This window comes from Micromonospora sp. WMMA1363 (genome assembly GCF_030345795.1).
In the GTDB taxonomy this organism is placed as follows: Bacteria; Actinomycetota; Actinomycetes; order Mycobacteriales; family Micromonosporaceae; genus Micromonospora.
The window spans coordinates 2,445,270-2,469,322 of sequence record NZ_JAUALB010000001.1 but is presented as its reverse complement, the minus strand read 5'-3'; the positions used below and the strand labels follow the sequence as shown (position 1 = coordinate 2,469,322).

The following is a 24,053-nucleotide window of genomic DNA, read 5'->3' as shown; positions in this document are numbered from 1 at the left end:
CGACCGTCAATCTCCGCACCTGTTTCCGCAGCTCACAGCCCTGTTTGCGGAGATGCGGAGATGCGGAGATGGTTCAGCCCCTCCCACAACGAGCGCAAACAACCGCCACCGACCCGCAGAGAACAGCCCGCTGAGAGCCACACAGAGACATTGACGCCTTTACCCGACCCACCCGGGATCTTGCGTCTACGTCGCTCTCAGCGGGCCGTTCTACGCGTTCCTCCCGCAACACCCTGCGAACCCACCGCCGAAAAACCGCCCACGACCGGAAGGCTCCCACGATGCGAATCAGGCTGCACGGCACACCCGCTGAAACAGCCGCAGCACTCCCCGCCATCGCCCAAGTGCTGCATATCCAGCAGGTCAGCCGGCACTACCCCGACCGGCCCCCATCTACCTGGCACCGCATCTACCTCGACGCCACCCCGAGGGAGGACCCCGCCCATGACGACGCCTAAGAAGCGTCTTGTATCTACTGCCGAGTCCCTCGCGTCTCCCGGGCGCGAATACGCCCGCCGTCTGGTTGCCGACTGGCCTCCACTGACACCTGAGCAGCGGATCCGGCTCGCCATACTGCTGCGCCCGGACCTGCCGATCGGCATTCGTGAAGCCCGGCCTTCCGAGAGGCAAAAAGCCGCCTGATGCGAAGCCACTGACGACGGCGCCCGCCCCGGTACAAACTCCAGGGCGGGCGCAGCAGAACGCCACCAAAACTGCCGATGGGCTGATGGCGCCGCGGCCTTCCCAATTCGCGGCCATGGCGGCGACGCCATCTAGATCTGGCGTAGCTTCACCTTCGACCTGCCGATGTGGGCGGTGGTGCTCGGCCTGGTGCTGCGCTGGGCCGCCCGGTTCTGCTGGTGGTGCCTGCGTCACCCGGTCGCCGTGGGCCTGGTCGTGGCTGCCGTCGTCCTCTACGTCGAGCACGGTTGGCCGGGCCTGGTGGTGCCGCTGGTGCGGGTGTCGGCGGTGTGGCGGTGGCGCGATGAGGCGTCCTGGTGGCGGTGGTGCGCCGGCTGCGGTTCCGGGACCGGCCCACGTTGGTGTACCTGGTCCTCGTCCGCACCGACGCGCTGCGGCCGGTGGTGCCGCCGTTCGACACCCCGGCCGTCCCCGACTTCACGGCGTTGCCGTTGGCGCGGCGGGAGGACCTGGGGACCTGGCCGCTGCACCTGCTCGCCACCCATGTGTTGACCGGTGGGGCCACCCGTTCCGGTAAGGGTTCGGTCCTGTGGTCGCTGGTGCGGTCGCTGGCGGGTGGCATCACGTCGGGCTTGGTGCGGCTGTGGGTGATCGGACACCCCGTCACCCGTTGACCACCTGGACGGAAGCTCTCGACGCCATCGACGAGAGCGCATCTGCATGACCGGGCGCTCGGCGGCTCGAATGAACCTGAGAACTTGGTCCCCTCTGCCGGCAATGCCACGACATCATGCCCGAATTCTCTTGCAGGCGGGCTGCGATCTCCTACGTCTCTGAGGGTGTTCGTAAGAGCTGCTGGTGGCAGCTGTACACAGATGGAGCATTCGGAGCAAGCGCTGACTTTCCCAACCCACCCTTCAAGGCGAAGCTGTTGCGCGATGCCTACGTTCGGTTCGTCGAGCTTGAAAGGCTGGTCGGGGCTGCCACCAACGGTGATCAGAGTGCTGTGATGCGAGTGCGGCGCCTGACTGGCGACCCGTCCTGGCCTGCCCTCCCGTCGAGGGGGCGCCAGCGTCCAGTCGGAGAGTTCAGACGCCCTGAGCGGCTATCCGGAGACCAAAGCCCCTGCTCAAGGCATGTATGAGGTTCAAAATCCGGCGTACAGGTCGACTCGTCCGTCGCCCACCAGCTCAGAGCCACGATCAAGGCTCTGAGCTGGCTCAATGTCCGGGCGTCGATGGTCGTCCTTGGTCCCTCTGGTTGCTGGGGTGGTGTCCCGGCGGCCGTCGGCGGCTTACCTCCCTGGTGCCGTAGACGGCCGGGCCGGGCTTGCCGCCCCGCAGCGTGCCAGCACTGGGCCCGGCTTCATCCGCTCTGGCGCCGCCTCGGGCCGGCCGACGAGCGGGTGTACGTAGCTGGTCAGCCGGCGGGCGGTCAGGTAGGCGTGGACGGACTCGGTCGGGTTGTTCGAGACGATGGCGACCCGGCGGCCTGTCTGCCGGGCGGCGACGATGACCTCTCGGCCGTACGGCGTGGGCTGGGCGGTGCAGGCCGCGGTGATTTCCTCGCGTGTCATGGAGTCGTCGACCAGGGCCCTGACGCGGGGTCAGGAACGGCCGCGGAAGAAGGTGTGGATGTCGTCCGCGAGGAGCTCCGTCTCCTCCATCGCGGGGAAGTGACCGCCCTCGGCGAACTCGCTCCAGTGGCCGATCGCCTTCCACGGGTCCATCGCGCGGCGCACGAGCGGGTGGGTGTCGAACACGGCCCATCCGGACGGCACGCCGGAGGCCATGACCAAGTCGAGTCCGGAGTGCTCGGACTCGTAGTAGAACTGCGCGCTCGACGCGCCGCTGCGGGTGAACCAGTACAGGCTGATGTTCGTGAGGAGCTGGTCGCGGTCGACCGACTCGTCCGGCGTCCGGTAGGCGCCGCTGGTCCTGGTCTTGAACTTCTCGGCGATCCACGCGAGCTGACCGACCGGCGAGTCGGTGAGCGCCGCGCCGATCGTGTCGGGACGGTGGTTCTGCATCACGAGATACCCGCGGTCGGCCGCATCCTCGGTGCGCACTGCCTCGATCTGGGCGATCTCGTCATCGGACAGACCGTCGGGGTAGGGGAACTTGTCGCCGACCAACCCGAGCAGGTGGGGGTCGATGCCGAAATGCGTGCCGATGACGCGCTCCGGGTAGACCGCCGCGAGGCGGCCGGCGGTGCCCGCACCGATGTCGGTGCCGTGGGCCGCGAACCTCTCGTAGCCGAGACGCGTCATGATCTCGGCGTAGGCCTCCGTCGTCCGCGCCAGCTCCCAGCCGGTCCCTGACAGCGGGGTGGAGAACCCGAAGCCGGGCAGCGACGGGATGACCGCGTGGAACTCGTCGGTCAGCAGCGGGACGAGTCGCTGGTACTCGACGAACGAGCCCGGCCAGCCGTGGTTCAGGATCAGCGGGGTGGCCTCCGGGTTCGTCGATCGCGCGTGGACGACGTGGAACGTCTGGCCGTCGACGACCGTCGTGAACTGTTCGTACTCGTTGAGCTTCTCCTCCTGCGTGCGCCAGTCGAACCGGTCGCGCCAGTACTCGGCGAGCTCCTTGAGGTACACCAGCGGGATGCCGCGGCTGAAGTCGGTGCGATCGTCTCGGCCCGGCACGGGGATCGGCCAGCGCGTGTGCGCCAGCCGGTTACGCAGGTCGTCGATGTCGGCCTGCGGGATGTCGATGCGGAACGGTGTGAGTGCGTTGTTCTCGTTCATGACACCGACGATCCCAGGCAATGCGGCAGGTTAGCTTCCGCGATTGCGGGAGAATGGAGAACATGTTGGAGACCTCGGCCCGCCTGCTCGAACTGCTGTCGTTGCTGCAGCTCAAGCGCGACTGGACGAGCGCCGAGCTCGCCGGCCGGCTCGATGTGAGCACGAGGACCGTGCGCGCCGACATCGGCAAGCTGCGGTCGCTCGGCTATCCCGTGGACGCGCGCCCCGGCGTCGCGGGCGGGTACCGGCTGGCCGCCGGGACGGCGATGCCCCCACTGCTGCTCGATGACGACGAGGCCGTCGCCGTCGCGGTCGGACTGGGCGCGGTCGCGACCCAAAGGCTCGGCGTCGAAGAGACATCGCTCACCGCGCTCGCGAAGCTGGAGCAAGTGCTTCCCTCGCGCCTACGTCGGCGCGTCGAGGCGGTACGCGAGGCGACGAGCGTCGTTCCAGGGGCCGAACCGCCGCTCGATCTTTCGGTTCTCGGCGCGGTCGCTGCCGCGATCCGCGGCCACGAACGGCTACGGTTCGGATACACGAAGCCCGGGGGCAGGGAAGGGGTCCGCCACACCGAACCGCAACGGCTGGTGAGCTGGGGGCCGCTCTGGTACCTGCTCGCGTGGGATCTCGACCGTGCCGACTGGCGGGTCTTCCGTGTCGACCGCATGGTTCCGTACGCACCGACGGGTGCGCGGTTCCAGCCGCGCGTGATCCCGGAGGACAATGTCGTCGAGTACGTCGTCGGACGCGTCAGCAAGGCGGCCTGGAAGTACCGGGCCCGGGTACTCGTGCGTGCTCCCGCCGCCAAGGTCGCCGCGAAGATCCCCATCCCGGTCGACATCGAGGTGGTCGACGAGTCCACGTGCCATGTCGAGCTGGGGTCCGACGACCCAGACCGGCTAGCGCTGTGGATGACACAGCTCGACGTCGACATCGAGGTGATCGACGGAGACGAGCTCGCGGTGGCGTTCGACCGCCTCGCGACGAGGTTCCGCCGCGCGGCGGGTGGCACATCCACGACGTGAATCTCGACCGTCGGTCAGGTCCTGGCTGCCGCCCTGGTATGCGGTGACCGGGTCATCGCCGGTTCGCAGGTCCTCCGCCACGGTCGCGATGCCTCGGCGGCTTCGCCGGCTTCTTCGTTCAGCAGCGTCCGTCGGTGCTCCGCCAGCTCGGGCGTTCGGTCTCGGTCTCGGTCTCGGTCTCAAGATCGAAAACCATGCGGAACTCGGCGACTCGCCGCAGCGGCGTGGTAGTTCATGTCGGTCAGGATCCCGCGGCTGCGGTCGGGAGTGCGGATCTGGTCCGGGTGTTCGGGGATCGTCGCCCGGATCCCGCGGCGGCCTAGGTAGGCCCGGTTGGCCCGCGGGGAGTACGCCGTCTCCGGTACGGGTCCTGGGTCCACTGTCGTTCCCGTCCAAGACGGCCGCCGCGGCCGTGACCTAGCGTGGATCCAGCGGCTTGCCCGAACCTGAGGAGACAGCACAATGCGTAACCTGGTCTACACCGGTTTCATGTCGCTCGACGGCGTCGTCGACTCGCCTGGCGGTGGGCCGGGGGAGGAGCATCGCAGCGGCGGTTGGGTGGTCAAGGACCTCGAGTTCGTCCCGGAAGCCTGGTCGCTGAAGGGCGAGGAGCTCACCGACACGACGGCGCTGATGTTCGGCCGCCGCAGCTACGAGGCGTTCGCGCCGGTCTGGCCCGGCTCGGAGGACCACGCCGGCTACCAGAGGCTGCCCAAGTATGTGGTGTCGACCACGCTGTCTGACGACACCCTCGTCAACGGGTGGGGACCGACGACGATCCTGCGCTCGACCCAGGACGTCGCCGCGCTCAAGAAGGGCGAGGGCGGTGCGATCTTCATCCACGGGAGCGCGGAGCTGGCCCGGCGGCTGTCGGACGCGGGTCTGATCGACCAGTACAACCTGCTTGTCTTCCCTGTGCTGCTAGGTGCCGGGAAGAGCCTGTTCGGCCGCGCCGACCGAGACAAGCAGATGCTGACGCTGCGGGAGTCGGACAGCTACTCGAACGGGATCCTGAAGCTGGTCTACGACATCAAGCGCTGATCCAGGTCGAGGCCGATCGCGCCGCCTGCGCCCTCGCGCCGCTGCCTGGCGGTGTGTCCGACATAGGAGCGCAGCGCTCGGGCCAGGTGCGGCTCGTCGAAGTAGTCGAGCTTGGCAACGATGTCGGCGGCCGGGCCGCCGGCAGCCAGCAACTCCGCCGCCGCGCGGGCCCGCTCGATCCGCCGGACCGCGCCTCGGGCCAGTCCAGTCGCAGCGCGGAACCGGCGCTCGACCGTGCGCCCCGAGACCGCCGGGCGGTTGCCCCGCAGCACCTCGGCGACGAGCCGGTCACGGACCACGATCCCGGCCCGGACGAGACCCTCGCCCAGGGCGTCGGCGTTGTCGGGGCCGGGCGTCTCCCAGCGCGCACCGTCTAGCCGGAACGTCCGGCAGGTGGTGTCGGGGAGCCTGATACCGCCGTCGACCAGCGTCGACGTGGGTACGGCCCGCAGCGAGTCCACCGGGAGCGTGCCAGGGTGACGGACCACCCGACCGGATCGGGCACAGTCTGTCGGGTCGGGGCTGCCGGGCCCGCCCTAGCGTGCTGTGGGGCGAGGGAAGGAGAAGCTGGGTGCTGGAACGGCTCAACCAGGTCATGGACCACATCGAGCGGCATCTCGACCAACCGGTCGACGTGGCCGAGCTGGCGCGAATCGTCGCGACATCGGAGTACCACCTGCGGCGGCTGTTCTCCGCGCTCGCCGGGATCGGCCTGTCCGAGTACGTCCGGCGCCGGCGGCTGACCGTCGCGGCGGCGGAGGTGGTCGCGGGAGAGCGGACGCTGCTCGACATCGCGGTCCGGCACGGTTACGGCTCGGCGGAGGCGTTCGCCCGGGCGTTCCAGGCCGTCCACCGGGTGGGTCCGGGCGAGGCCCGGCGTACGGGGGCCAAGCTGCGCGCCCAGCCTCGGATGTCCTTCCGTCTCACCGTCGAAGGGAGTAGCAGCATGGAGTACCGGATCGTCGAGAAGGGCAGCTTCCAGCTGGTGGGCCGCCGGGCCCGGGTGCCGCTGGTGCACGAGGGGATGAACCCGGCGATCGTCGAGTTCGTCCGAAGCATCGACCCGGCGACGGCGGGTCGGCTGGAGGCACTGTCCGACCAGGAACCACGGGGCATCGTCAACGCCAGCGCCGACGTCGCCGCGGACCGGGCGGAGGGCACCGAGCTGGACTACTGGCACGGCGTGGTGACCGGCGCGGACGCACCGGAGGACCTGGACGGGGTGGCCGTGCCGGCCGGCACCTGGGCGGTCTTCGCCACCTCCGGGCCGTTCCCACAGGCCGTCCAGTACCTGTGGCGGGACGTGTTCACCCAGTGGTTTCCGTCCAACCCGTATCGCAGCCGTCCGGGGCCGGAGATTTCTCGTACCCGGATCTCGGTCGACGGCGGGACCGCCGACGCCGAGCTGTGGATCCCGGTGGAGCGGGTGGTGGGCTGATCGCGCCGGGCTCGCGGCCACCTGCCCAGGTGGCGCCTCGGGGCACCGGATGTCCAGGCGCCGACGTCAGCCGGGCTCACCAGGCCAAGGTCCGGCGGACGGCCTCGTACTCCCTGGCCAGCTCCGTGTCGATGCGGGCCGACCGGTCCTCGGTGAGCACCACCGCCGGTTCGTGCCGCTTCGCGCCGTCGAGCATCAGCTGGCGCAGACCGGTGGGCGGATGGGAGGAGAACAGCGAGGCCTCCTCGCGCGCCGACAACTGGCGTAACCGCGGCAGCTGGTCGGCGTTGGCCGCCCACGACTCGGCGACCGCCGCCTGCCACCGCTGGGGCCCGTGCCCCGCCCGGGCCTCCCGGCGCACGGCGAGCGCCATCGACTCGACCCGCAGTGTGGCATCCAGCAGGTCTGTCGCGGCCGCCGTCCCCGCTGCCTTCGCGGACATCTCGTCGGCCAGGTATTCGGCCCGTTGAATGTCCCGCAGCGCGACGCACACGAGCACCGCATGCAGCGCGAACAGCAGGCGGGACAGCGGGTACTGGATGATCCACCCGAGGGCCGTTCCGACCATCTCGATGAAACCGGGTGCGGTCGACGGCGCGGGGCGGAGCAGATCCGCCGCTGAGCCGAGGGTGGTGAACGCCGGTTGGGTGAGCAGCATCCGCCGCGGGTCGCCGTTGACGAAGTGGCCGAACTCGTGCCCGAGCAGGGCGACGCGTTCCTGCGGTGCGAGGGATCCCCAGTACGGCAGCCCGAGACACAGCACCCGGCGGCGGCGGAAGCCCACCGTCGCCGCGTACGCGTTCAGCTCGTCGTTGACGGCAACCACGTCGGGAGCCGGCGCCCCCACCGCCTGTGCCACCTCGTCGACCAGGGCGAACAGCTCTGGTGTCCGGTCCCGGCGTAGGACGTCAGCGTGCGGGTCGAGCCGACCGAAGCGGGGCCGCAGCCCGACGGCGAGGGCGAGCAGCGGCACCGCCACCAGAAGCGACGGGCCCGGGAAGGGAAAGGCGACGAGCAACCAGAGCCCGGTGACAGCGAGGGCCACCACGCCGAGGAACAGTAGCCCTGAGGCGGCGGCGGTGACGATGGTGGCCGCTCCGGCGCCGGTGGCGCCCAGCGGTCTCCCCAGCAGTCGGTCGAACTGGCGACGGGTCATCCGGTACCCGATGTCGTGGACTCGCCGGTCCAGCCACCGCCAGCCGAAGAGCGGGCCGATGCGCTCAGCGTCGTACGCTTCGAGGTTCCACTCACAGGCCGGGCACCATGGCACGGTGTGGAGCGGAGAGACCGTGGCGGTGCCGCACCGCGGGCACGCCCCGCCGGTGACCGTCGTGTCGATCATGAGCGCCGATTGTGCCGACCGACGTCAGCTCGCGGTACCGCCCGATCGGCCTGATCCGTCCTGTCGGCGGCCAACTGCCGCACCCGACGGCCCGTCGGCGGCGGCTTTCGCTAAACGCACCCCCTGCCGCTGGATGTCTATTGTGGAGATCTGTGGCGATTTGCGCTGTTCCGGTGGCGAGCCGGCGGATCGCGGTGCACAGTGATCCCATGAGCGACAGCGGGATCGGGAGGCGCTACTACTGGTGCACCCGACACCACAGGGCCGAGACCGGTGCCGACGTGTGTCCCGCCCAGCACGTTCTCGGGCCCTACGCCTCAGCCGCCGACGCGGAGAACGCACTGCAGCAGGTGCAGGAGCGCAATGAAGCGTGGGAAGCCGAGGACGCCCGCTGGGCCGGGGAGAACAGATAGGCGGCGCGGGACGGCCCGCGTCGAGGTACTTCGTGCGCCGCGAGGAGGCACGCGAGAGCACGTCCCCAAGGAGGGAACCGAAATGGCCGAAGCACGGCAGGCCACCCGCCCGGCCGCCCGTCGTTCCGCCGCGAAGAGAACCGTCGCGACGGAACGCACCGCGGGGGCGACGCGGACGGCGCGTACGTCCTCGACCACCGCGAAGAAGGCGCCGACCGCCAAGGCGGCCGGCGGCGCCGGCCGGGCCCCGGCGAAGAAGGCCACCGCCGCGAGGACCGCCGCGGCGAAGAAGGCCCCGGCGGCGAAGAGGACCGCCGCGGCGAAGAAGGCTCCGGCGGCGAAGAGGACCGCCGCGGCGAAGAAGGCTCCGGCGGCGAAGAGGACCGCCGCGGCGAAGAAGGCTCCGGCCGCGAAGAAGGCTCCGGGGGCGAAGAGGACCGCCGCGGCGAAGAAGGCTCCGGCGGCGAAGAAGGCCCCGGCCGCGAAGAAGGCCCCCGCCGCGGCACGGAAGACGACCGCGGCGGCGAGGAGCGCAGCCGCGAGGCAAGCCACGTCCGCCGCGGACGCCGGCCCGCCGGGCGGCGACGAAGACCGCCGCCGCGGTGAGAAGGGCTCCCGCGAAGACCGCAGCCGCGGCCCGCAAGGCGACCTCGACCGCGAAGCGGACCACCGCGACGGCCAGGAAAACCGCGACGACCGCCAGGGCCAAGCAGGCTCCGGCGAGGAAGACCCCGGCCAACACGGCTCCGGCGAGGAAGACTGCCCCGACCCGTCCCACCGTCAGCACGCGGACCGCCGCGGCGAAGAAGGCGCCGGCGAAGAAGGCTCCGGTCAAGAAGGCTCCGGCGAAGCCGGCCAAGAAGGCCACCGCCAAGCAGCCGGCCACGGTGGCGAAGAAGGCGCCGGCGCGGAAGGCGACGGCCGGCAAGACCACGGTCCGGCCCGCCGCCGCCCGGGCCACCACCACTCGGGGTACCCGGTCCGTGGCTCGCAGGGCGGCCGGCTGACCACGACCCCACCGACCGACCCCACCGGACGGCCCGGCCGCCGGCCGCGCTCGCCGCTGTGCCACACCCCCCGGACGCGGCGGTGCTGGATGTCGCCCCCGGAACGGTCGGTCCCGGCCCGTCACCCGCCGGGCGGCACGGTGGCCGTGGACGACCCGCCGTGCTGCCTCAGCCTGGATCGCCGTGCTGCCTGAGCCTGGATCGAGGTGCCCGTCGCCATCGTGGCGTCGTGAGCGGTGTGGTCCCGGGTGGTGCCGCCCGCGAGTCGGTAGTGGAAATGTCACAGCGCCCACCACTGCTGGCCCGCCGGCCTGTTTGCGAGGATGTTGCCATGGCATACGACGCGAGCAACCTGCCCGACGTGTCCGGGCTCACCGTCGGCGTTGTCGGTGGCACCGGCGACCAGGGGCGGGGGCTTGCCTACCGGTTCGCCCGGGCCGGTCATACGGTGCTGATCGGGTCTCGTGCTGCCGAGCGGGCCGCCCGATCCGCCGAGGAGATCGCCGGCCTGCCCGGAGTCGCCGCCGGCGCCAGCGTCTCCGGAGCCGGCAACGACGAGGTCGCCCGGCGCAGTGACGTGGTCATCATCGCGGTGCCGTGGGATGGACACGCCGCCACCGTGGCCTCGCTCGCCGAGGCCCTCGCCGGCAAGATCGTGGTGGACTGCGTCAATCCGCTGGGCTTCGACCGGCAGGGCCCGTACGCTCTGCCCGTCGAGGAGGGCAGCGCTGTCCAGCAGGCCGCGGCGCTGCTGCCCGACTCGCGGGTGTGCGCCGCGTTCAACCACGTGAGCGCCCCGTTGTTGGCCGACCCGGAGATCGACCGGATCGAGCTGGACGTACTGATCTGCACCGAGGACCGGGAACTCGTCGACATCGTCGGCGCTCTCGCCGCCCGGATCCCCGGGATGCGCGGCATCTACGCCGGTCGCCTCCGTAACGCCCATCAGGTCGAGGCGCTCACCGCGAACCTGATCGCCATCAACAAGCGCTACAAGGCCCACGCCGGCATCCGCGTCACCGATCTCTGAGCGGCGCGCCGTCGCCCGGCTGGCCCCGCCCCGGTCCGCCGGGCGTCGCGTCGGTCGTCTGCCGCGCCCTGCCGGGCCGCCGCCGCTCTGATCACCAGCGGGAACCCTACCCGTGATCCTGCGGTCCAGGTGGACGGCGGTCCCGTCATCGGGCGGACCGCCGTCCGGTGAACTCAGAAGGTGTGCTCGGCGGCGGGGAACCCACCGCCGCGGACCTCGTCGGCGAAACGGCGGGTCGCGTCGGTCAGGGTGCGTGCCAGGTCGGCGTACCGCTTCACGAAGCGCGGCGCCTTTCCGGTGCGCAGGCCGGCCATGTCCTGCCAGACCAGCACCTGGGCGTCCGTGTCCGGGCCGGCACCGATGCCCACCGTCGGGATGCTCAGCTCGTGGGTGATCCGCTTGGCCACCTCGCCGGGCACCATCTCCAGCACCACCGCGAAGGCGCCCGCCTCGGCCACCGCCCGGGCGTCGGCGAGCACCTCGTCGGCAGCGTCACCGCGCCCCTGCACCCGGTAGCCGCCCAGGGTGTGCTCGCTCTGTGGGGTGAACCCGATGTGCGCCATCACCGGGATACCGGCCCCGACGATCGCCGCGATCTGCTCGGCGCAGCGCCGACCGCCTTCCAGCTTCACCGCGTGGCAGCCGCCCTCCTTCATGAACCGGACGGCGGTGCGCAGGGCCTGCGTCGGCCCCTCCTCGTACGAGCCGAACGGCAGATCGCCCACGATCAGCGCCTGACGGGTGGTCCGGACGACCGCCCGGACCAGCGGCAGCAACTCCTCGGCGGTCACCGGCAGAGTCGTCTCGTAACCGAAGACGTTGTTCGCGGCCGAGTCACCGACCAGCAGCACCGGAATCCCGGCCTGATCGAAGATCGACGCTGTGTACTGGTCGTAGGAGGTGAGCATCGGCCACCGCTCGCCGCGCTCCTTGGCGGCGATGAGATCACGGGTGCGGACCCGTCGCGTCGCCGGACCGCCGTACAGGGCGGTCACCTCGACCGGGGTGGACTCCACCATGGTTCTCTCCTTCCTCGAGGCCGCGTACGCGGTCCCCGGGTTCCGCCGCGATCGTCGCACCGGACGGCGGGTGGCGGCAGAGGTCAGTGGAGGATTTCACTTCGGCCCGCGCGTGCCTGCCTCGCGTCGCATCAGCCGCCCTCCCGCCAGCGGTTGGTGATCGGCAGCCGGCGGTCCCGTCCGAACGCCTTCGTGGAGATCTTCGTGCCCGGAGCGGACTGCCGGCGCTTGTACTCGGCGGTATCCACCATCCGTAGCACCCGGTCGACGATCACCGGGTCGTGGCCGGATTCGACGAGCCCGTCGCGGCCGACGTCGCCGTCGATGTACCCGATCAGGATCGGGTCGAGCACGTTGTACTCGGGCAGCGTGTCGGTGTCGAGCTGCCCGGGGCTCAGCTCGGCCGACGGGGGCTTGCTGATCGAACTCTCCGGGATCGGCGCCGTCTGCCCGCGGCGGGCGGCGTCGGCGTTGCGCCAGATGGCCAGCCGCCAGATCAGCGTCTTCCAGACGTCCTTGACCGGGTTGAAGCCGCCCACCGAGTCGCCGTAGAGGGTGGAGTAACCGACCGCGAGTTCGCTCTTGTTGCCGGTGGTCAGCACCAGGTGGCCCTCCTGGTTCGACAAAGCCATCAGGATGATGCCGCGGACCCGGGCCTGAAGGTTCTCCACCGCGACGCCGGAGAGTGACAGGTTGGCCAGGAACGTGTCCACCATCGGCTGGATCAGCTCGACCCGGTAGTCCAGCCCGGTGCGCTTGGCCAGGTCCGCCGCGTCCTCCCGGGAGTGTTCCGAGGAGTGCTGGCTCGGCAGCGACACCGCGACCACCCGGTCGGCGCCGAGCGCGTCGACCGCGAGGGCCGCGACGACCGCCGAGTCGATGCCGCCGGAGAGGGCGAGCACCACCGAGGGGAACCGGTTCTTGTTGACGTAGTCGCGCAGGCCCAGCACCAGTGCCTGCCACACCTCGGCCTCGTCGGCCACCGGTTCGACGACCCCGCCCGTCGCCGTCGGGGCCGCCGGCGCGGCCGGCACCGGTCCGACGGCGCAACGGACCACCCGCAGGCCGTCGGCCAGTTCCTCGTCGTCGCGGGCGCGCGGTGCCACCTCGGGCAGGTCGACGTCGTGCACCAGCAGGTGCTCGACGAACTGCGGGGCCCGGGCCAGCAGTGTCCCGTCCGCCGCGACGATCATCGAGTCGCCCTCGAAGACCAACTCGTCCTGGCCACCGACCATGTTGACGTACGCGATCGGGGCCCCGGCCTCGGCGGCCCGGCGGCGGACCAACGGCAGCCGGACGTCGTCCTTGTTCAGCTCGTACGGCGAGCCGTTGATATTGAGTACCAGTCCGACGCCGGCCTGGCGGGCAGCGGTGAACGGGCCGCCGGCCTGCCACAGGTCCTCGCAGATGGTCAGCGCCACGTCCACGCCGCCGATCCGCACCACGGTCAGCTTGTCGCCGGGGACGAAGTAGCGGTCCTCGTCGAAGACCCCGTAGTTCGGCAAATGGTGCTTGAAGTAGGTGGCGACGATCCGGCCGTCGGAGAGCAGGGCGGCGGCGTTGCGCGCTCCGTGACCGGGCTTGGCGTCGACGCTGACCCGGGGCGGTCCGTCCGCGTCCAGGTAACCCACCAGCACCGGCAGCTCACCCAGGCCGTCCGTGGCGAGGTCGGCTGCGAGTCGCGCCAGCGCCGCCCTCGATGCCGCCACGAACGACGGTCGGAAGACCAGGTCCTCGACCGGGTAGCCGGTGAGCGTCATTTCCGGGAACGCGACCAGTTGGGCGCCGGCGTCGGCGGCGCACCGGGTCCAGGAGCGGATGATGGCGGCGTTGCCGGTGAGGTCTCCGGCGGTCGGGTTGACCTGGCAGAGGGCGAGACGCAGGGTGGGCATGCCTTCATCTTGCCCCAGCCGCCCGCGCCGGATACGGCGGCCGGCGGGAGACGGCGGCCACCCTCGACGACGTTCGGCCGGGCGCGGAGCTGGGCACGACGTGCGCCAGCCCGGTGGCGTAACGTCGGTGTAACGAGGCCGGTGCAGACTGATCGGTCAGGCCGGGGCTCCCCCGGCCGATTGCGGACAACCGGGTCGCGAGGGGTGGAAGTGGACCGTCAGCAGGAGTTCGTCCTCCGTACGCTGGAAGAGCGGGACATCCGGTTTGTCCGGCTGTGGTTCACCGACGTGCTCGGCACCCTCAAGAGCGTGTCGGTGGCGCCCGCCGAGCTGGAGGCGGCCTTCGAGGAGGGCATCGGGTTCGACGGCTCGGCGATCGAGGGCTTCGCCCGGGTCGTCGAGTCCGACATGGTAGCGATGCCCGACCCGACCACCTTCCAGGTCTTTCCGTTCGAGGGTGGGGTCAGCGGTGAGAGCGCCCGGATGTTCTGCGACATCCTGCTCCCCGACGGCGGCCCGTCCTGGGCGGATCCGCGGCACGTGCTGCGCCGGGCGCTGTCCAGGGCGGCGGAGGAGGGCTTCACCTTCTACACCCACCCGGAGATCGAGTTCTTCCTGCTGGAGGACGGCCCGATGGACGGCTCGGTGCCCGTCCCGGTCGACACCGGCGGGTACTTCGAGCACACCACGCACGCGGTCGCCCGGGACTTCCGCCGCCAGGCGGTGCTGGCGCTGGAGCGGATCGGCATCTCGGTGGAGTTCAGCCACCACGAGGTGGCCCCCGGCCAGCAGGAGATCGATCTGCGCTACGCGGACGCGCTGACCACCGCCGACAACATCATGACTTTCCGGCACGTGGTCAAGGAGGTGGCACTCTCCACCGGGGTGCAGGCGACCTTCATGCCGAAGCCGTTCACCGACCAGCCGGGCAGCGGCATGCACACCCACCTGTCGTTGTTCGAGGGGGAGCGCAACGCGTTCCACGACGCCGGCGACCCGATGAAGCTGTCCAAAGTGGCCCGCGCGTTCATCGCCGGCCTGTTGACGCACGCCCGCGAGTACACCGCGGTCACCAACCAGTGGGTCAACTCGTACAAGCGACTCTTCCCGCAGGCGCTGCCGGACCGGGTCACCGAGAGCCCCGCCTACGTCTGCTGGGGTCACCTGAACCGGTCCGCGCTGGTCCGGGTCCCGGCGTACGGCAAGCCGAACTCGGCCCGGGTGGAGGTCCGGTCGCCCGACTCGGCGACCAACCCGTACCTGGCCTTCGCGGTGCTGCTCGGCGCCGGGATGAAGGGCATCGAGGAGGGGTACGAGCTACCGCCGGGTGCCGAGGACGACGTCTGGTCGCTGACCAGCGCCGAGCGGCGTGCGATGGGGTACGAACCGCTGCCCGAGAACCTGTCCGAGGCGATCGACGTGATGGCCGGCTCGGAGTTGGTCGCCGAAGTGCTGGGCGAGCACGTCTTCGACTTCTTCCTGCGGAACAAGCGCGCCGAGTGGGAGCAGTACCGTCGCGAGGTCACCGCGTACGAGCGGCAGCACTATCTCTCGCTCTGAACGACTAGCTCTCACCCTGAACGGCGGCTCGTGGGCGTCGGCTCGCGGCGCGCCGTCGAGCCGTTGGACTTCCTCGGCAACGCCCGCCGGTGGCCTGGTGCCGGGTGGCCGGGCCGGCCAGACCCGCGGCCGGAGCGCGGCGCAGCCGGATGGTTCCGAGTGACCCGGGCCGCTCACCCCGACGAGGACGCGGGACGGGCGGCGCCGGGTCACCGGACGCCGAATCCGCCGGGCGGACGACCGGTCACTTACCGCCGGAGCCGCCCGGACCGCCGTGGCCGCCCCGGCCGCCAGCGGGGAAGACGCCAGCCTCGACCGCCGCGGTGATCGCGTCGGCCTGCTCCTGGGTGAGCTTGCCGTCCTCGACCGCCTGGTCCAGCCGCTCCTCCAGCGCGGCCTGCCGGTCGGCGGCGTTCGGCCGCTCCGGCCGCTCCGGCCGGTCGGCCTTGCGCTCCTCCCGTAGCTTCGCCAGCGCTGCGGTCACCTTGTCGGTGTCGACGCCCAGCTCCTCCGCGAGCGCCTCGGCGAACTTCGCCTGCCGGTCTTCCCGCTGCTGCTGCCGGTCCTCCCGCCGGTCCTCCCGCTGTTGCTGTCGGTCGGTGCCCTCGTCGGCACTGGCGCTCGGCGACGGCGAGGCGTTGTCGGCGGCCAGCGCCATGGTCGGCGCCGCGATCCCGACGCTGAGTACGCCGGCGGCGGCCAGCCCGGCCAGCAGGTGCTTCTTGCGAATCGTGCGGGACATGTCGTCCTCCAACTCGTCGGTGGTGCGATGACCTGATCGACGGTGACCTTGGAAGCTGGGGGCAACCCGTGGCGATCCTGTCAGCCAGCTGGCAATCCGGGCTGGCGATGGGGCAGACCGCCCATCCCGGCGCGCTGGAGGTCAGCGTTCACGGACGGCGGGAGCGACCGTGAGGGTGCCGGCATCGGCGTCGAGGACCGCGTCCGGGCCGACCGGGACGGTGAGCTGGCCGACTCCGTGACCGACCGGCAAACCCCCGAGAACCGGGACGCCCAGGTCGCCGAGGCGGTCGGCGAGGACGTCGGCGACGTCCACCGCCCACCCGTCGGCGCAGCCGGTGAACTGCCCGACCGCCACTCCCGCCACCCCGTCCAGCGCACCGGCCCGCCGCAGCTGGGTGAGCATCCGGTCGACCTTGTACGGCGGTTCCTGCACCTCCTCGACGAGCAGCACCGCGCCCGTCAGATCCGGCATGTCCAGGGTGCCGAGCGACGCCACGATCAGGCAGAGGTTGCCGCCGAGCAGCCGACCGGTGGCCCGGCCCGGCACCCGGACGCCGAAGGTCTCCTCGCCGGCACGGGCGGCCACGGTCACCGGCCCGGTGGTCATCAGCGCGGCGTGCAGCGACTCCGCCGAATCCAGCGTGGTCCGCTCGTCCCGCCAGGCCGCCCCGGGTCCGTGCACCCCGGCCAGCCGGGCGCCCCGCCACAGCGCGAACTGCAGGGCGGTGATGTCGGAGAACCCGGCCACCACCTTCGGGTCTCGGCGGACGGCGGCCATGTCGACGGCGTCCACCATCCGCTGGGCGCCGTAGCCGCCCCGGGTGCAGATGATCCCGCGCACCCGCGGGTCGGCGAACGCGGCGTTCAGATCCGCCGCGCGTAGCTCGTCGGAGCCGGCCAGGTAGCCCTGCCGGGCGTACACGTGCGGAGCGGGAACCGGCCGAAGGCCCCAATTGGTGAGCAGGTCGACGCCCCGGGCCACCCGCTCGGGCCGGGTGGGCCCGGACGGCGAGACCAGCATGACCGTGTCGCCGGGACACAGCACCGGCGGGCGGACGATCTCCTCCGTGATCACAGTGCCCGAGCCTATCCAGCTGCCGGGCGGGCGTACCGGATAGCCTCGACGATGTGGCAACCGCGTTGGTGATCGAGAATGACCCGACCGACGATGCACGCCGGTTGGGGGAGTGGCTCGCCGAGGCTGGCCTGGAGCTGTGGGTGGTCCGGCCGCACGCCGGTGACGAGCTGCCGGCGGACCTTCAGGGGTGGTCGGCGCTGGTGGTGCTCGGTGGCGAGCAGCAGGCCCACCCGCTGCCGGACGGCTCGCCGGGGGCACCCTGGTTCCCCCGGGTGGAGGCGCTGCTGCGCAAGGCCGTCCGACACCGGGTGCCCACCCTGGCCGTCTGCCTCGGCGCGCAACTGCTCGCCACCGCGCACGCCGGGACCGTCGAGCGCAGTCCGTCCGGCCCGGAGATCGGCCCCGGGGTGGTGGGTCGACGCGACGCCGCCGAGGCGGACCCGCTCTTCCGGTACGTTCCGCTGATTCCGGACGTGTTCCACTGGCACTCCGACGAGATCACCGAGCTGCCCGCCGGCGCGACCCTGCTGGCCGCCTCCACCCGCTACCCCCACCAGGCGTTCCGCCTCGGCGACCGGGCGTGGGGCGTGCAGTTTCACATCGAGTGTGACACGGCGATGATCGCCGACTGGGCCACCGACTCCGCGCTCCTCGCCGAACTGGGCTACGACCCGGAGGTGGTGGTGGCCGCGTGCGACGCGGTGATGGTCGACGTCGAGGAGGTCTGGCAGCCCTTCGCGGCGCGGTTCGCCGCGCTGGCCCTCGGTGAGCTGGACGAGGGTGCCCGCCGCAGTCTGCCCCTGCTCGGGCAGTGATGAGTCGGCCGACCAGGGCCGCGAAACGGCTCGCCCGGTACGGTTTCGGCACCGGTGACGGTGGTTCCCGCGCCGCCGACCTGCTCGGCCCCGAGGGCCTGGGCCTGTGGCGGCCGGACACCCAGGAGCCAGCCGACGAGGCGGCTGCGGAGCTGCTGACGGCGCTGTCCCGCGCCGCCGAACCGGACCTGGCGCTACGGCAGCTGCATCGGCTGGTCGAAGCCGAGCGCCGCGCGACCGCCGGCGGCAACGGCGCGGTGCGGCCGGGCGCCGGCGGCGTGCCGGCGGCGCGTGGCGCGACGACCGGGACGACCGGGACGACCGGCGGCCGGATCGGTCCGGCCGCGCCGCACGGCGTCACCCCACCCGGGATCGGCAGCGGTTCAGCCCTGCTCGCCGCGCTGCACGACGATCCGGGGCTGCGCCGGCGCCTGGTCGCGGTGCTCGGTGCCTCCTCGGCGCTCGGCGACCATCTGGTCGCCAACCCCGACCAGTGGGCGGCCCTGCGGACCGCGGCGGACGGGCTGGCGCCGCCCGCCGACGGGCGGCTCGAGCTGACCGGCGACGGCCAGCCGATCGTGGTGCTGCGGACGGCGTACCGTCTGGCGCTGCTGCGGATCGCGGCGGCCGACCTGACCGGCGCTCGCGGGCTGGAGCAGACGATGGCCACGCTCTCCACGCTGGCCGACGCGACGCTCGCCGCGGCGTTCGAGATCGCGCTGGGGGAGCTGCCGGCGGGCACCCCCCGGCCGCGGCTCGCCGTGGTGGCGCTGGGCAAGTGCGGCGGCGACGAGCTGAACTACGTCTCCGACGTCGACGTGATCTTCGTAGCGGCCGAGGACGACGACCTGCCCGCGGCCACCACGGTCGCCACCCGGCTGATCCACGTCTGCGGGCTGGTCGCCTGGCCGGTCGACGCCGCGCTGCGGCCGGAGGGCAACCGGGGGCCGCTGGTCCGGACGCTCGCCAGTCACCTGGCCTACTACCGGCGCTGGGCCCGCACCTGGGAGTTCCAGGCACTGCTCAAGGCCCGGCCGGCGGCCGGGGACCTGGCGCTGGGCCGCGAGTGGGTCGACCAACTCGCCCCACTGCTCTGGCGGGCCGCCGAGCGGCCGGAGGCGGTCGAGGACGTCCGGGCGATGCGCCGCAAGATCATCGATCACATCCCGCCGAGGGAGCTGGACCGCGAGATCAAACGCGGCCCCGGCGGGCTGCGCGACATCGAGTTCGCGGTGCAGCTGCTGCAACTGGTGCACGGCCGCGGCGACGAGGCGCTGCGGGCGGCGGGCACGATCCCGGCGTTGCGCGCGCTGGTCGCCGGTGGCTACGTGGGGCGGGCCGACGGGGAGGCGCTCCTGCGCGGGTACCGCTTCCTCCGGTCCGTCGAGCACCGGCTCCAGCTCCAGGGACTGCGCCGGACCCACACCGTGCCAACCGACCCGGCCGCGCTGCGCTGGCTGGCCGCCGCGCTCGGCTACGCGGCGACCCCGGGACGGAGCGCCGTCGAGGAGTTCCGCGCCGAGTGGGTCACCCACGTCGCCGAGGTCCGCCGGCTGCACGCCAAGCTGCTGTACCGGCCGCTCCTCGAATCGGTCGCCCGGGTGCCCGCCGACGGGCTGCGGCTCACCCCGGCGGCCGCCCGCAACCGGCTGGAGATCCTCGGGTTCGCCGACCCGGCCGGGGCGTTGCGGCACCTCCAGGCCCTGACCGGCGGGGTGAGCCGCACCGCCGCGATCCAGCGCACCCTGCTGCCGGTGCTGCTCAGCGAGTTCGCCGACGCTCCCGAGCCGGATCGCGGGCTGCTCAACTACCGCCAGGTCTCCGAGAAGCTCGGCAGCACCCCCTGGTATCTGCGGTTGCTGCGCGACTCGGGGCCGGTCGCCCGCCGGCTGGCCCGGGTGCTCTCGTCCTCCCGGTACGGGGCCGACCTGCTCGCCCGCGAGCCGGAGGCGCTGCGCCTGCTCGCCGAGGAAAGCGAGTTGACCCCGCGACCCCGGGGCGTGCTCTGCGAGGGCTTCGCTGCGGCGGCGGCCCGGCACGCCGACGACCCGGTGGAGGCGACCCGGGCCGTCCGCGCGCTGCGGCGGCGGGAGCTGGTCCGGCTGGCGTGCGCCGATGTGCTGAGCCGCGCCGGGTCGTTGGCCCCGTCGCCGCCCCGCGTCGAGGGACGTGCCCCGTCCGGCCTCGCCGACGTCACCGCCGTCGGCACCGCGCTGGCGGATGTCACCGACGCCACGCTGGCCGCCGCCCTGCGGACCGCCCGCGCGGGCCAACCGTCGGTGCCGGGCCTGCGGTTCGCGGTGATCGGCATGGGTCGGCTCGGCGGGTACGAGTCGAACTACCTCTCCGACGCCGATGTGCTGTTCGTCTACGACCTGCCGGCGGGGGCGGGCGAGAGCGCCGCCAGCACCGCCGCCCACGGGATCGCCGAGGAGCTGCGGCGGCTGCTCGGCATGCCCGCTCCCGACCCGCCGTTGGGTGTCGACGCCGACCTGCGTCCCGAGGGCCGGCAGGGGCCACTTGTTCGCAGCCTCGCCGCCTACGCCCGGTACTACGCCCGCTGGTCGCGGGTGTGGGAGGCACAGGCGTTGCTGCGCGGCCGGTTCGTCTGCGGCGACGCCGACCTGGGCGCCGAGTTCGAGGCGATGATCGACCCGGTGCGGTATCCGGCGGACGGGCTGACCCGCGAGCAGATCGTCGAGATCCTCCGGATCAAGGCGCGGGTGGAGACCGAGCGGCTGCCACGGGGCGCAGACCCGGCCACCCACACGAAGCTGGGCCGGGGCGGCCTGGCCGATGTCGAATGGGCGGTGCAGTTGCTCCAGCTCCGGCACGCCGGACGGCTGCCGGAGCTGCGCGGCACGCGTACGCTCGACGCCCTGGCGGCCGCGCGGAACGCGGGCCTGGTCGATCCGGCGGACGCCGAGGCGATGTCGGCCGGCTGGACCCTTGCCGCCCAGGTCCGCAACGCGCTGATGCTGGTGCGGGGCCGGGCCGGCGACCAGCTGCCCCGGCACGGGGTGGAACTGGCCGGCGTGGTGCGGCTGCTCGGGCGCGACGACCCAGGTGAGTTCCTCGACGAGTACCTGCGCACCGGCCGGCGCTCCCGGGCGGCGATGGAGCGGGTGCTGGAGATGTAGGTCAGGGCCGGCCCCAGGCGCTGCCACCGGCTGCCCCGCGTGCCTACCTCGGACCGCGGCCACGGTGCTGGCAACATGTGTTTCCGTGCCTCACCATCTCGCGCGCTGGACCGGCCTGGCCGGCTCGACGATGCTCGCCGTCGCCGCCGTCCTCGGCGGCGCGCTGCCCTCCTCGCCGCACTCGGTCACCCCCGTCGGAATCTGGCAGGGCCCGAACGGGCCCGTGCTCATCGCGCTGTGGGTGGCCGGGCTGGGGCTGCTCGCCGGGGCGTGGTGGACACTGCGCGACCGGGTGCCCTCGGCGCGGTGGGCGCTGGTCACCGTCGGGCTCTGGCTGGTCCCGCTGCTGGTCGCCCCGCCGCTGGGCAGCCGGGACGTCTACGCGTACGCCTGCCAGGGCGCCACGTACGCGGCCGGGTTCAGCCCGTACGAGCAGGGGGTGTCCGTCCTGCCCTGCCCGTGGCTGGACACGATCTCGCCGATCTGGCGGGACACCCCGGCGCCGTACGGGCCGCTGTTCGTCCTGGTCTCCGGTGCGGTGGTGGCGGCGGCCGACTCGCTGGTCCGCAGCATCGTGCTGTTCCGGCTACTCGCGGTGGCCGGGGTCGGCCTCGCGGCGGCCTGTCTACCGGTGCTCGCCCGCAGGTGCGGGGTGGCGCCGAAGCGGGCGCTCTGGCTGGCGCTCGGCTCCCCGCTGGTCGGGGTGCACCTGGTCTCCGGCGCGCACAACGACGCCCTGATGGTCGGGCTGCTCGTCGCCGGGTTGGCCGTGGTGGCGTCCCGGCCAGGACGCCCCGGCCCGCTGCTGGCCGGTGGGGTCCTGCTCGGCCTGGCCACCGGGATCAAGGTGACCGCGCTGGTCGTGGTGCCGTTCGCGGCGCTGGCCGCGCTGACCGGGGCGTACTCGACGCGGCGCCTGGTCCGTGAGGGTGGGTGGGTGGTCGGCGGCGCCGTCGCCACCGTCGTCGGGCTCACGTTCGCCACCGGACTGGACCTCGGCTGGATCGGTGGGCTGCGGCAGGGTGGTCTGCTGGTCGCCTGGAGCTCGCCGCCGACCGCCGTGGGGCAGACCTTCGGGTACCTGGTGTTGCCCTTCGGCTGGCACGTCGACGCGCTGCCGGTCACCCGGTGGATCGGCCTGGCGGCGCTCCTGCTGACGCTGCCCTGGCTGTGGTGGCGGGCGCGGACCCGGGAGCCGCTGTGGCACGCCGGCCTGGCGCTCACCGCCACCGTCGCGCTCGCCCCGATCTTCCACCCGTGGTATTTGGACCTGGCCGTTGGCCGTGCTCGCGGCGACCGCCCGCCGGACCGACTGGGCCGCCCTGGTCGCGCTGGTCTCGTCGTTCCTGGTGCTGCCGGACGGCACCACCCTGCCCCGGTACACCAAGACCGCCGGGGCGCCCCTGATGACCCTGCTGGTCATCGTGGTGACGATCCGCTTGTTACGGTCGGCTCGGACGGCCCGCCGAACGGTCACCGACGAGTCGGGAGGGGTGCGCCGGTGACGGAAACCGGCGTGCCGCCGGGCAGGTACCGGGCCGCGCCCGGTCGGGCGCTCGCCGCGCGGTACGCCGGTCTGGTCGGTGCCGCGCTGCTGGCCGTCTCGGGCTATGTGGGCGGGGCGCTGCCCGGGTCCACCGCCGCGCGGGTGTGGCACTCGGACGATGGTCCGCTGACTGTCGTGCTCTGGCTGCTCGGTACCGGCCTGCTGGTCGGTGCCTGGTGGGCGTTGCGCGCCGGGGCGCCGTCGACCGGCTGGGCGTACCGGACGGCGGCGCTGTGGGCTGCGCCGCTGCTGGTGGCGCCGCCGATGGGCAGCCGCGACGTGTACTCGTACGCCTGCCAGGGCTGGGCGTACGCGCACGGCGTCGACCCGTACGCGACCGGGGTGGCGGCGGCCGGCTGCCCCTGGGTGGACGCGGTCGCCCCGATCTGGCGGGACACCCCCGCGCCGTACGGGCCGGTCTTCGTCCTGCTCGCGGGGCTGGCGGTGACGCTCGGCGGCGGGCTGGTCGGCACGGTGGTGGTGCTGCGGTTGGTCGCGGTCGCCGGGGTGCTGCTCGCGGCGTTGTGCCTGCTCGGGCTGGCCCGGGCGGCGGGCGTGCCGACCCGCCGGGCGGCCTGGCTGGCGCTGGCCTGCCCGCTGGTCGGCGTGCACCTGGTGGCCGGTGCCCACAACGACGGCGTGATGCTCGGGCTGCTGCTGCTCGGCCTGCTGGTGCTCGTCCGGTTCCCCGGCAAGCCCCGCCCGCTGCTGGTCGCCGGGGCGTTACTGGGCCTGGCGGTGGGCGTGAAGGTCACCGCCCTGGTGGTGGTGCCGTTCGCGGCCCTCGCGGCGGTGCTCGGCCGCTACACCGTACGGTCGCTGCTGCGCGACGGTGGCTGGCTGGCCGCCGGGGTGTTCGCCGCGCTCGCCGGCGCGTCGGTGTCCTCGGGTCTCGGCCTCGGCTGGGTACGCGGGCTGACCCGCAGCGGCGACTCGGAGCAGTGGACGTCGCCTTCGACGGCCGTCGGCATGGTCCTCGACTATCTGGGTGAACTGCTCGGCCGGCAGCCCGCCGCGGTCCCGGTGACCCGGGCGGTGGCGCTGGCGGTGCTGGTGGTGCTGCTGGCGCTGCTGTGGTGGCGGGCCTGGTCGGCGTTGCGTGACCTGAACGATGTCCGGCAGCGGGTGCTACGGATGGGCGCGGCCCGTCCGCGGGTGGCGCTGCTCGGCGCCGGGCTCGCGCTGGCCGCCACGGTCGTCCTGGCTCCGGTGTTCCACCCCTGGTACGCGACCTGGCCGTTGGCCGTGCTCGCGGTCGCGGCGGCGCGGACCGGCTGGTTCGTGGTGCCCTGCGCGGTGGCGGCCTTCCTCACCCTGCCGGACGGCACCAACCTTGCCCGGCTGGTGAAAGCGCCGGGCGCGGTGGCGATGACGGCGCTGGTCGTCGCGGTCGCGGTGCGGGGTGGGGCCCGGCTCCGCCACGCCCGCCGGGGTGGAACCGGCTGGCCTCGATGGTTCGATCCGGGTGAGCCGGTCGGACGGTGATCCCGTAACCGGCGTCCTCCGCAGGAGGCCCACATGGCCGGGCCGGCCCCGCGGTGTCGCGGAGCCGGCCCGGCCGGAGTTGCTGAC

19 protein-coding genes and 2 pseudogenes are annotated in these 24,053 nt (G+C 72.6%); 12 read left to right on the top strand and 9 right to left on the bottom strand.

Annotated features, from left to right (window positions below; all coding sequences use genetic code 11):
• The first annotated feature begins 281 nt into the window (after positions 1-281).
• Positions 282-458 (top strand): hypothetical protein, encoded by a 177-nt coding sequence (locus QTQ03_RS11190; RefSeq protein WP_289277950.1) that lies wholly within the window; start codon positions 282-284, stop codon positions 456-458.
• A gap of 540 nt (positions 459-998) precedes the next feature.
• Positions 999-1,316 carry a hypothetical protein gene (locus QTQ03_RS11185; protein WP_289277949.1) on the top strand — a complete coding sequence of 106 codons (318 nt, stop codon included), beginning with the start codon at positions 999-1,001 and terminating at the stop codon, positions 1,314-1,316.
• Positions 1,317-1,936: 620 nt separating this feature from the next.
• On the opposite strand, the gene QTQ03_RS11180 is transcribed toward QTQ03_RS11185, so the two are convergent.
• Positions 1,937-2,218, bottom strand: a complete 282-nt coding sequence (locus tag QTQ03_RS11180; protein ID WP_289277948.1) for an HAD family hydrolase — start codon at positions 2,216-2,218, stop codon at positions 1,937-1,939.
• Positions 2,219-2,248: 30 nt separating this feature from the next.
• Positions 2,249-3,391: an epoxide hydrolase family protein gene (locus QTQ03_RS11175; protein ID WP_289277947.1), complete on the bottom strand. Its 1,143-nt coding sequence runs from the start codon at positions 3,389-3,391 to the stop codon at positions 2,249-2,251.
• Positions 3,392-3,453: 62 nt separating this feature from the next.
• On the opposite strand from QTQ03_RS11175, the gene QTQ03_RS11170 reads away from it, so the two are divergent.
• Both QTQ03_RS11170 and QTQ03_RS11165 read left to right on the top strand, forming a co-directional pair.
• Positions 3,454-4,416, top strand: coding sequence for a helix-turn-helix transcriptional regulator (locus QTQ03_RS11170; RefSeq protein WP_289277946.1), 963 nt, complete (start codon positions 3,454-3,456; stop codon positions 4,414-4,416).
• A gap of 462 nt (positions 4,417-4,878) precedes the next feature.
• The gene (locus QTQ03_RS11165; RefSeq protein ID WP_289277945.1) at positions 4,879-5,457 is read left to right on the top strand and encodes a dihydrofolate reductase family protein; all 579 of its coding nucleotides are present in this window, start codon (positions 4,879-4,881) and stop codon (positions 5,455-5,457) included.
• Here QTQ03_RS11165 and QTQ03_RS11160 read toward each other — a convergent pair.
• Positions 5,439-5,912 (bottom strand): annotated as a pseudogene (locus tag QTQ03_RS11160) (helix-turn-helix domain-containing protein); the annotation flags it as partial. The gene QTQ03_RS11165 and the pseudogene QTQ03_RS11160 overlap by 19 nt on opposite strands.
• 116 nt (positions 5,913-6,028) lie before the next feature.
• Between QTQ03_RS11160 and QTQ03_RS11155 the strand changes: the two are divergent.
• A complete protein-coding gene (locus tag QTQ03_RS11155; RefSeq protein ID WP_289277944.1) occupies positions 6,029-6,895 on the top strand; it encodes an AraC family transcriptional regulator in 867 nt (288 codons plus the stop codon).
• A gap of 76 nt (positions 6,896-6,971) precedes the next feature.
• Here the strand turns inward: QTQ03_RS11155 and QTQ03_RS11150 are convergent, their stop codons facing one another.
• The gene (locus QTQ03_RS11150) at positions 6,972-8,237 is read right to left on the bottom strand and encodes a M48 family metalloprotease (protein WP_289277943.1); all 1,266 of its coding nucleotides are present in this window, start codon (positions 8,235-8,237) and stop codon (positions 6,972-6,974) included.
• 317 nt (positions 8,238-8,554) lie between these two features.
• A complete protein-coding gene (locus QTQ03_RS11145) occupies positions 8,555-9,202 on the bottom strand; it encodes a hypothetical protein (protein WP_289277942.1) in 648 nt (215 codons plus the stop codon).
• 50 nt (positions 9,203-9,252) lie between these two features.
• Between QTQ03_RS11145 and QTQ03_RS11140 the strand changes: the two genes are divergently transcribed.
• Positions 9,253-9,657: a hypothetical protein gene (locus QTQ03_RS11140; protein WP_289277941.1), complete on the top strand. Its 405-nt coding sequence runs from the start codon at positions 9,253-9,255 to the stop codon at positions 9,655-9,657.
• Positions 9,658-9,988: 331 nt separating this feature from the next.
• A complete protein-coding gene (npdG, locus tag QTQ03_RS11135) occupies positions 9,989-10,687 on the top strand; it encodes an NADPH-dependent F420 reductase (protein ID WP_289277940.1) in 699 nt (232 codons plus the stop codon).
• A 173-nt stretch (positions 10,688-10,860) separates the two neighbouring features.
• Here npdG and panB read toward each other — a convergent pair whose 3' ends face one another.
• Positions 10,861-11,706 carry a 3-methyl-2-oxobutanoate hydroxymethyltransferase gene (gene panB / locus QTQ03_RS11130; RefSeq protein WP_289277939.1) on the bottom strand — a complete coding sequence of 282 codons (846 nt, stop codon included), beginning with the start codon at positions 11,704-11,706 and terminating at the stop codon, positions 10,861-10,863.
• A gap of 131 nt (positions 11,707-11,837) precedes the next feature.
• On the bottom strand, positions 11,838-13,598 hold the full coding sequence (locus tag QTQ03_RS11125) for an NAD+ synthase (RefSeq protein ID WP_289277938.1): 1,761 nt from the start codon (positions 13,596-13,598) through the stop codon (positions 11,838-11,840).
• A 210-nt stretch (positions 13,599-13,808) separates the two neighbouring features.
• On the opposite strand from QTQ03_RS11125, the gene glnA reads away from it, so the two are divergent.
• On the top strand, positions 13,809-15,158 hold the full coding sequence (glnA, locus tag QTQ03_RS11120) for a type I glutamate--ammonia ligase (RefSeq protein WP_289280771.1): 1,350 nt from the start codon (positions 13,809-13,811) through the stop codon (positions 15,156-15,158).
• Between the two features lie 244 nt (positions 15,159-15,402).
• Here glnA and QTQ03_RS11115 read toward each other — a convergent pair whose 3' ends face one another.
• On the bottom strand, positions 15,403-15,900 hold the full coding sequence (locus tag QTQ03_RS11115; protein ID WP_289277937.1) for a hypothetical protein: 498 nt from the start codon (positions 15,898-15,900) through the stop codon (positions 15,403-15,405).
• 141 nt (positions 15,901-16,041) lie between these two features.
• Positions 16,042-16,977 carry a S66 peptidase family protein gene (locus tag QTQ03_RS11110; RefSeq protein ID WP_289277936.1) on the bottom strand — a complete coding sequence of 312 codons (936 nt, stop codon included), beginning with the start codon at positions 16,975-16,977 and terminating at the stop codon, positions 16,042-16,044.
• Positions 16,978-17,030: 53 nt separating this feature from the next.
• On the opposite strand from QTQ03_RS11110, the gene QTQ03_RS11105 reads away from it, so the two are divergent.
• From QTQ03_RS11105 to mptB (QTQ03_RS11090), 4 genes and pseudogenes are all read left to right on the top strand, one after another.
• The gene (locus QTQ03_RS11105) at positions 17,031-17,795 is read left to right on the top strand and encodes a type 1 glutamine amidotransferase (RefSeq protein ID WP_289277935.1); all 765 of its coding nucleotides are present in this window, start codon (positions 17,031-17,033) and stop codon (positions 17,793-17,795) included.
• On the top strand, positions 17,795-20,935 hold the full coding sequence (locus QTQ03_RS11100; RefSeq protein WP_289277934.1) for a bifunctional [glutamine synthetase] adenylyltransferase/[glutamine synthetase]-adenylyl-L-tyrosine phosphorylase: 3,141 nt from the start codon (positions 17,795-17,797) through the stop codon (positions 20,933-20,935). The genes QTQ03_RS11105 and QTQ03_RS11100 overlap by 1 nt, the downstream gene beginning before the upstream one ends.
• An 85-nt stretch (positions 20,936-21,020) precedes the next feature.
• A pseudogene (gene mptB, locus QTQ03_RS11095) lies at positions 21,021-22,440 on the top strand (polyprenol phosphomannose-dependent alpha 1,6 mannosyltransferase MptB).
• Positions 22,437-23,966 carry a polyprenol phosphomannose-dependent alpha 1,6 mannosyltransferase MptB gene (gene mptB / locus QTQ03_RS11090; protein ID WP_502889742.1) on the top strand — a complete coding sequence of 510 codons (1,530 nt, stop codon included), beginning with the start codon at positions 22,437-22,439 and terminating at the stop codon, positions 23,964-23,966. The pseudogene mptB (QTQ03_RS11095) and the gene mptB (QTQ03_RS11090) overlap by 4 nt, the downstream one beginning before the upstream one ends.
• The last annotated feature ends 87 nt before the right edge of the window (positions 23,967-24,053 follow it).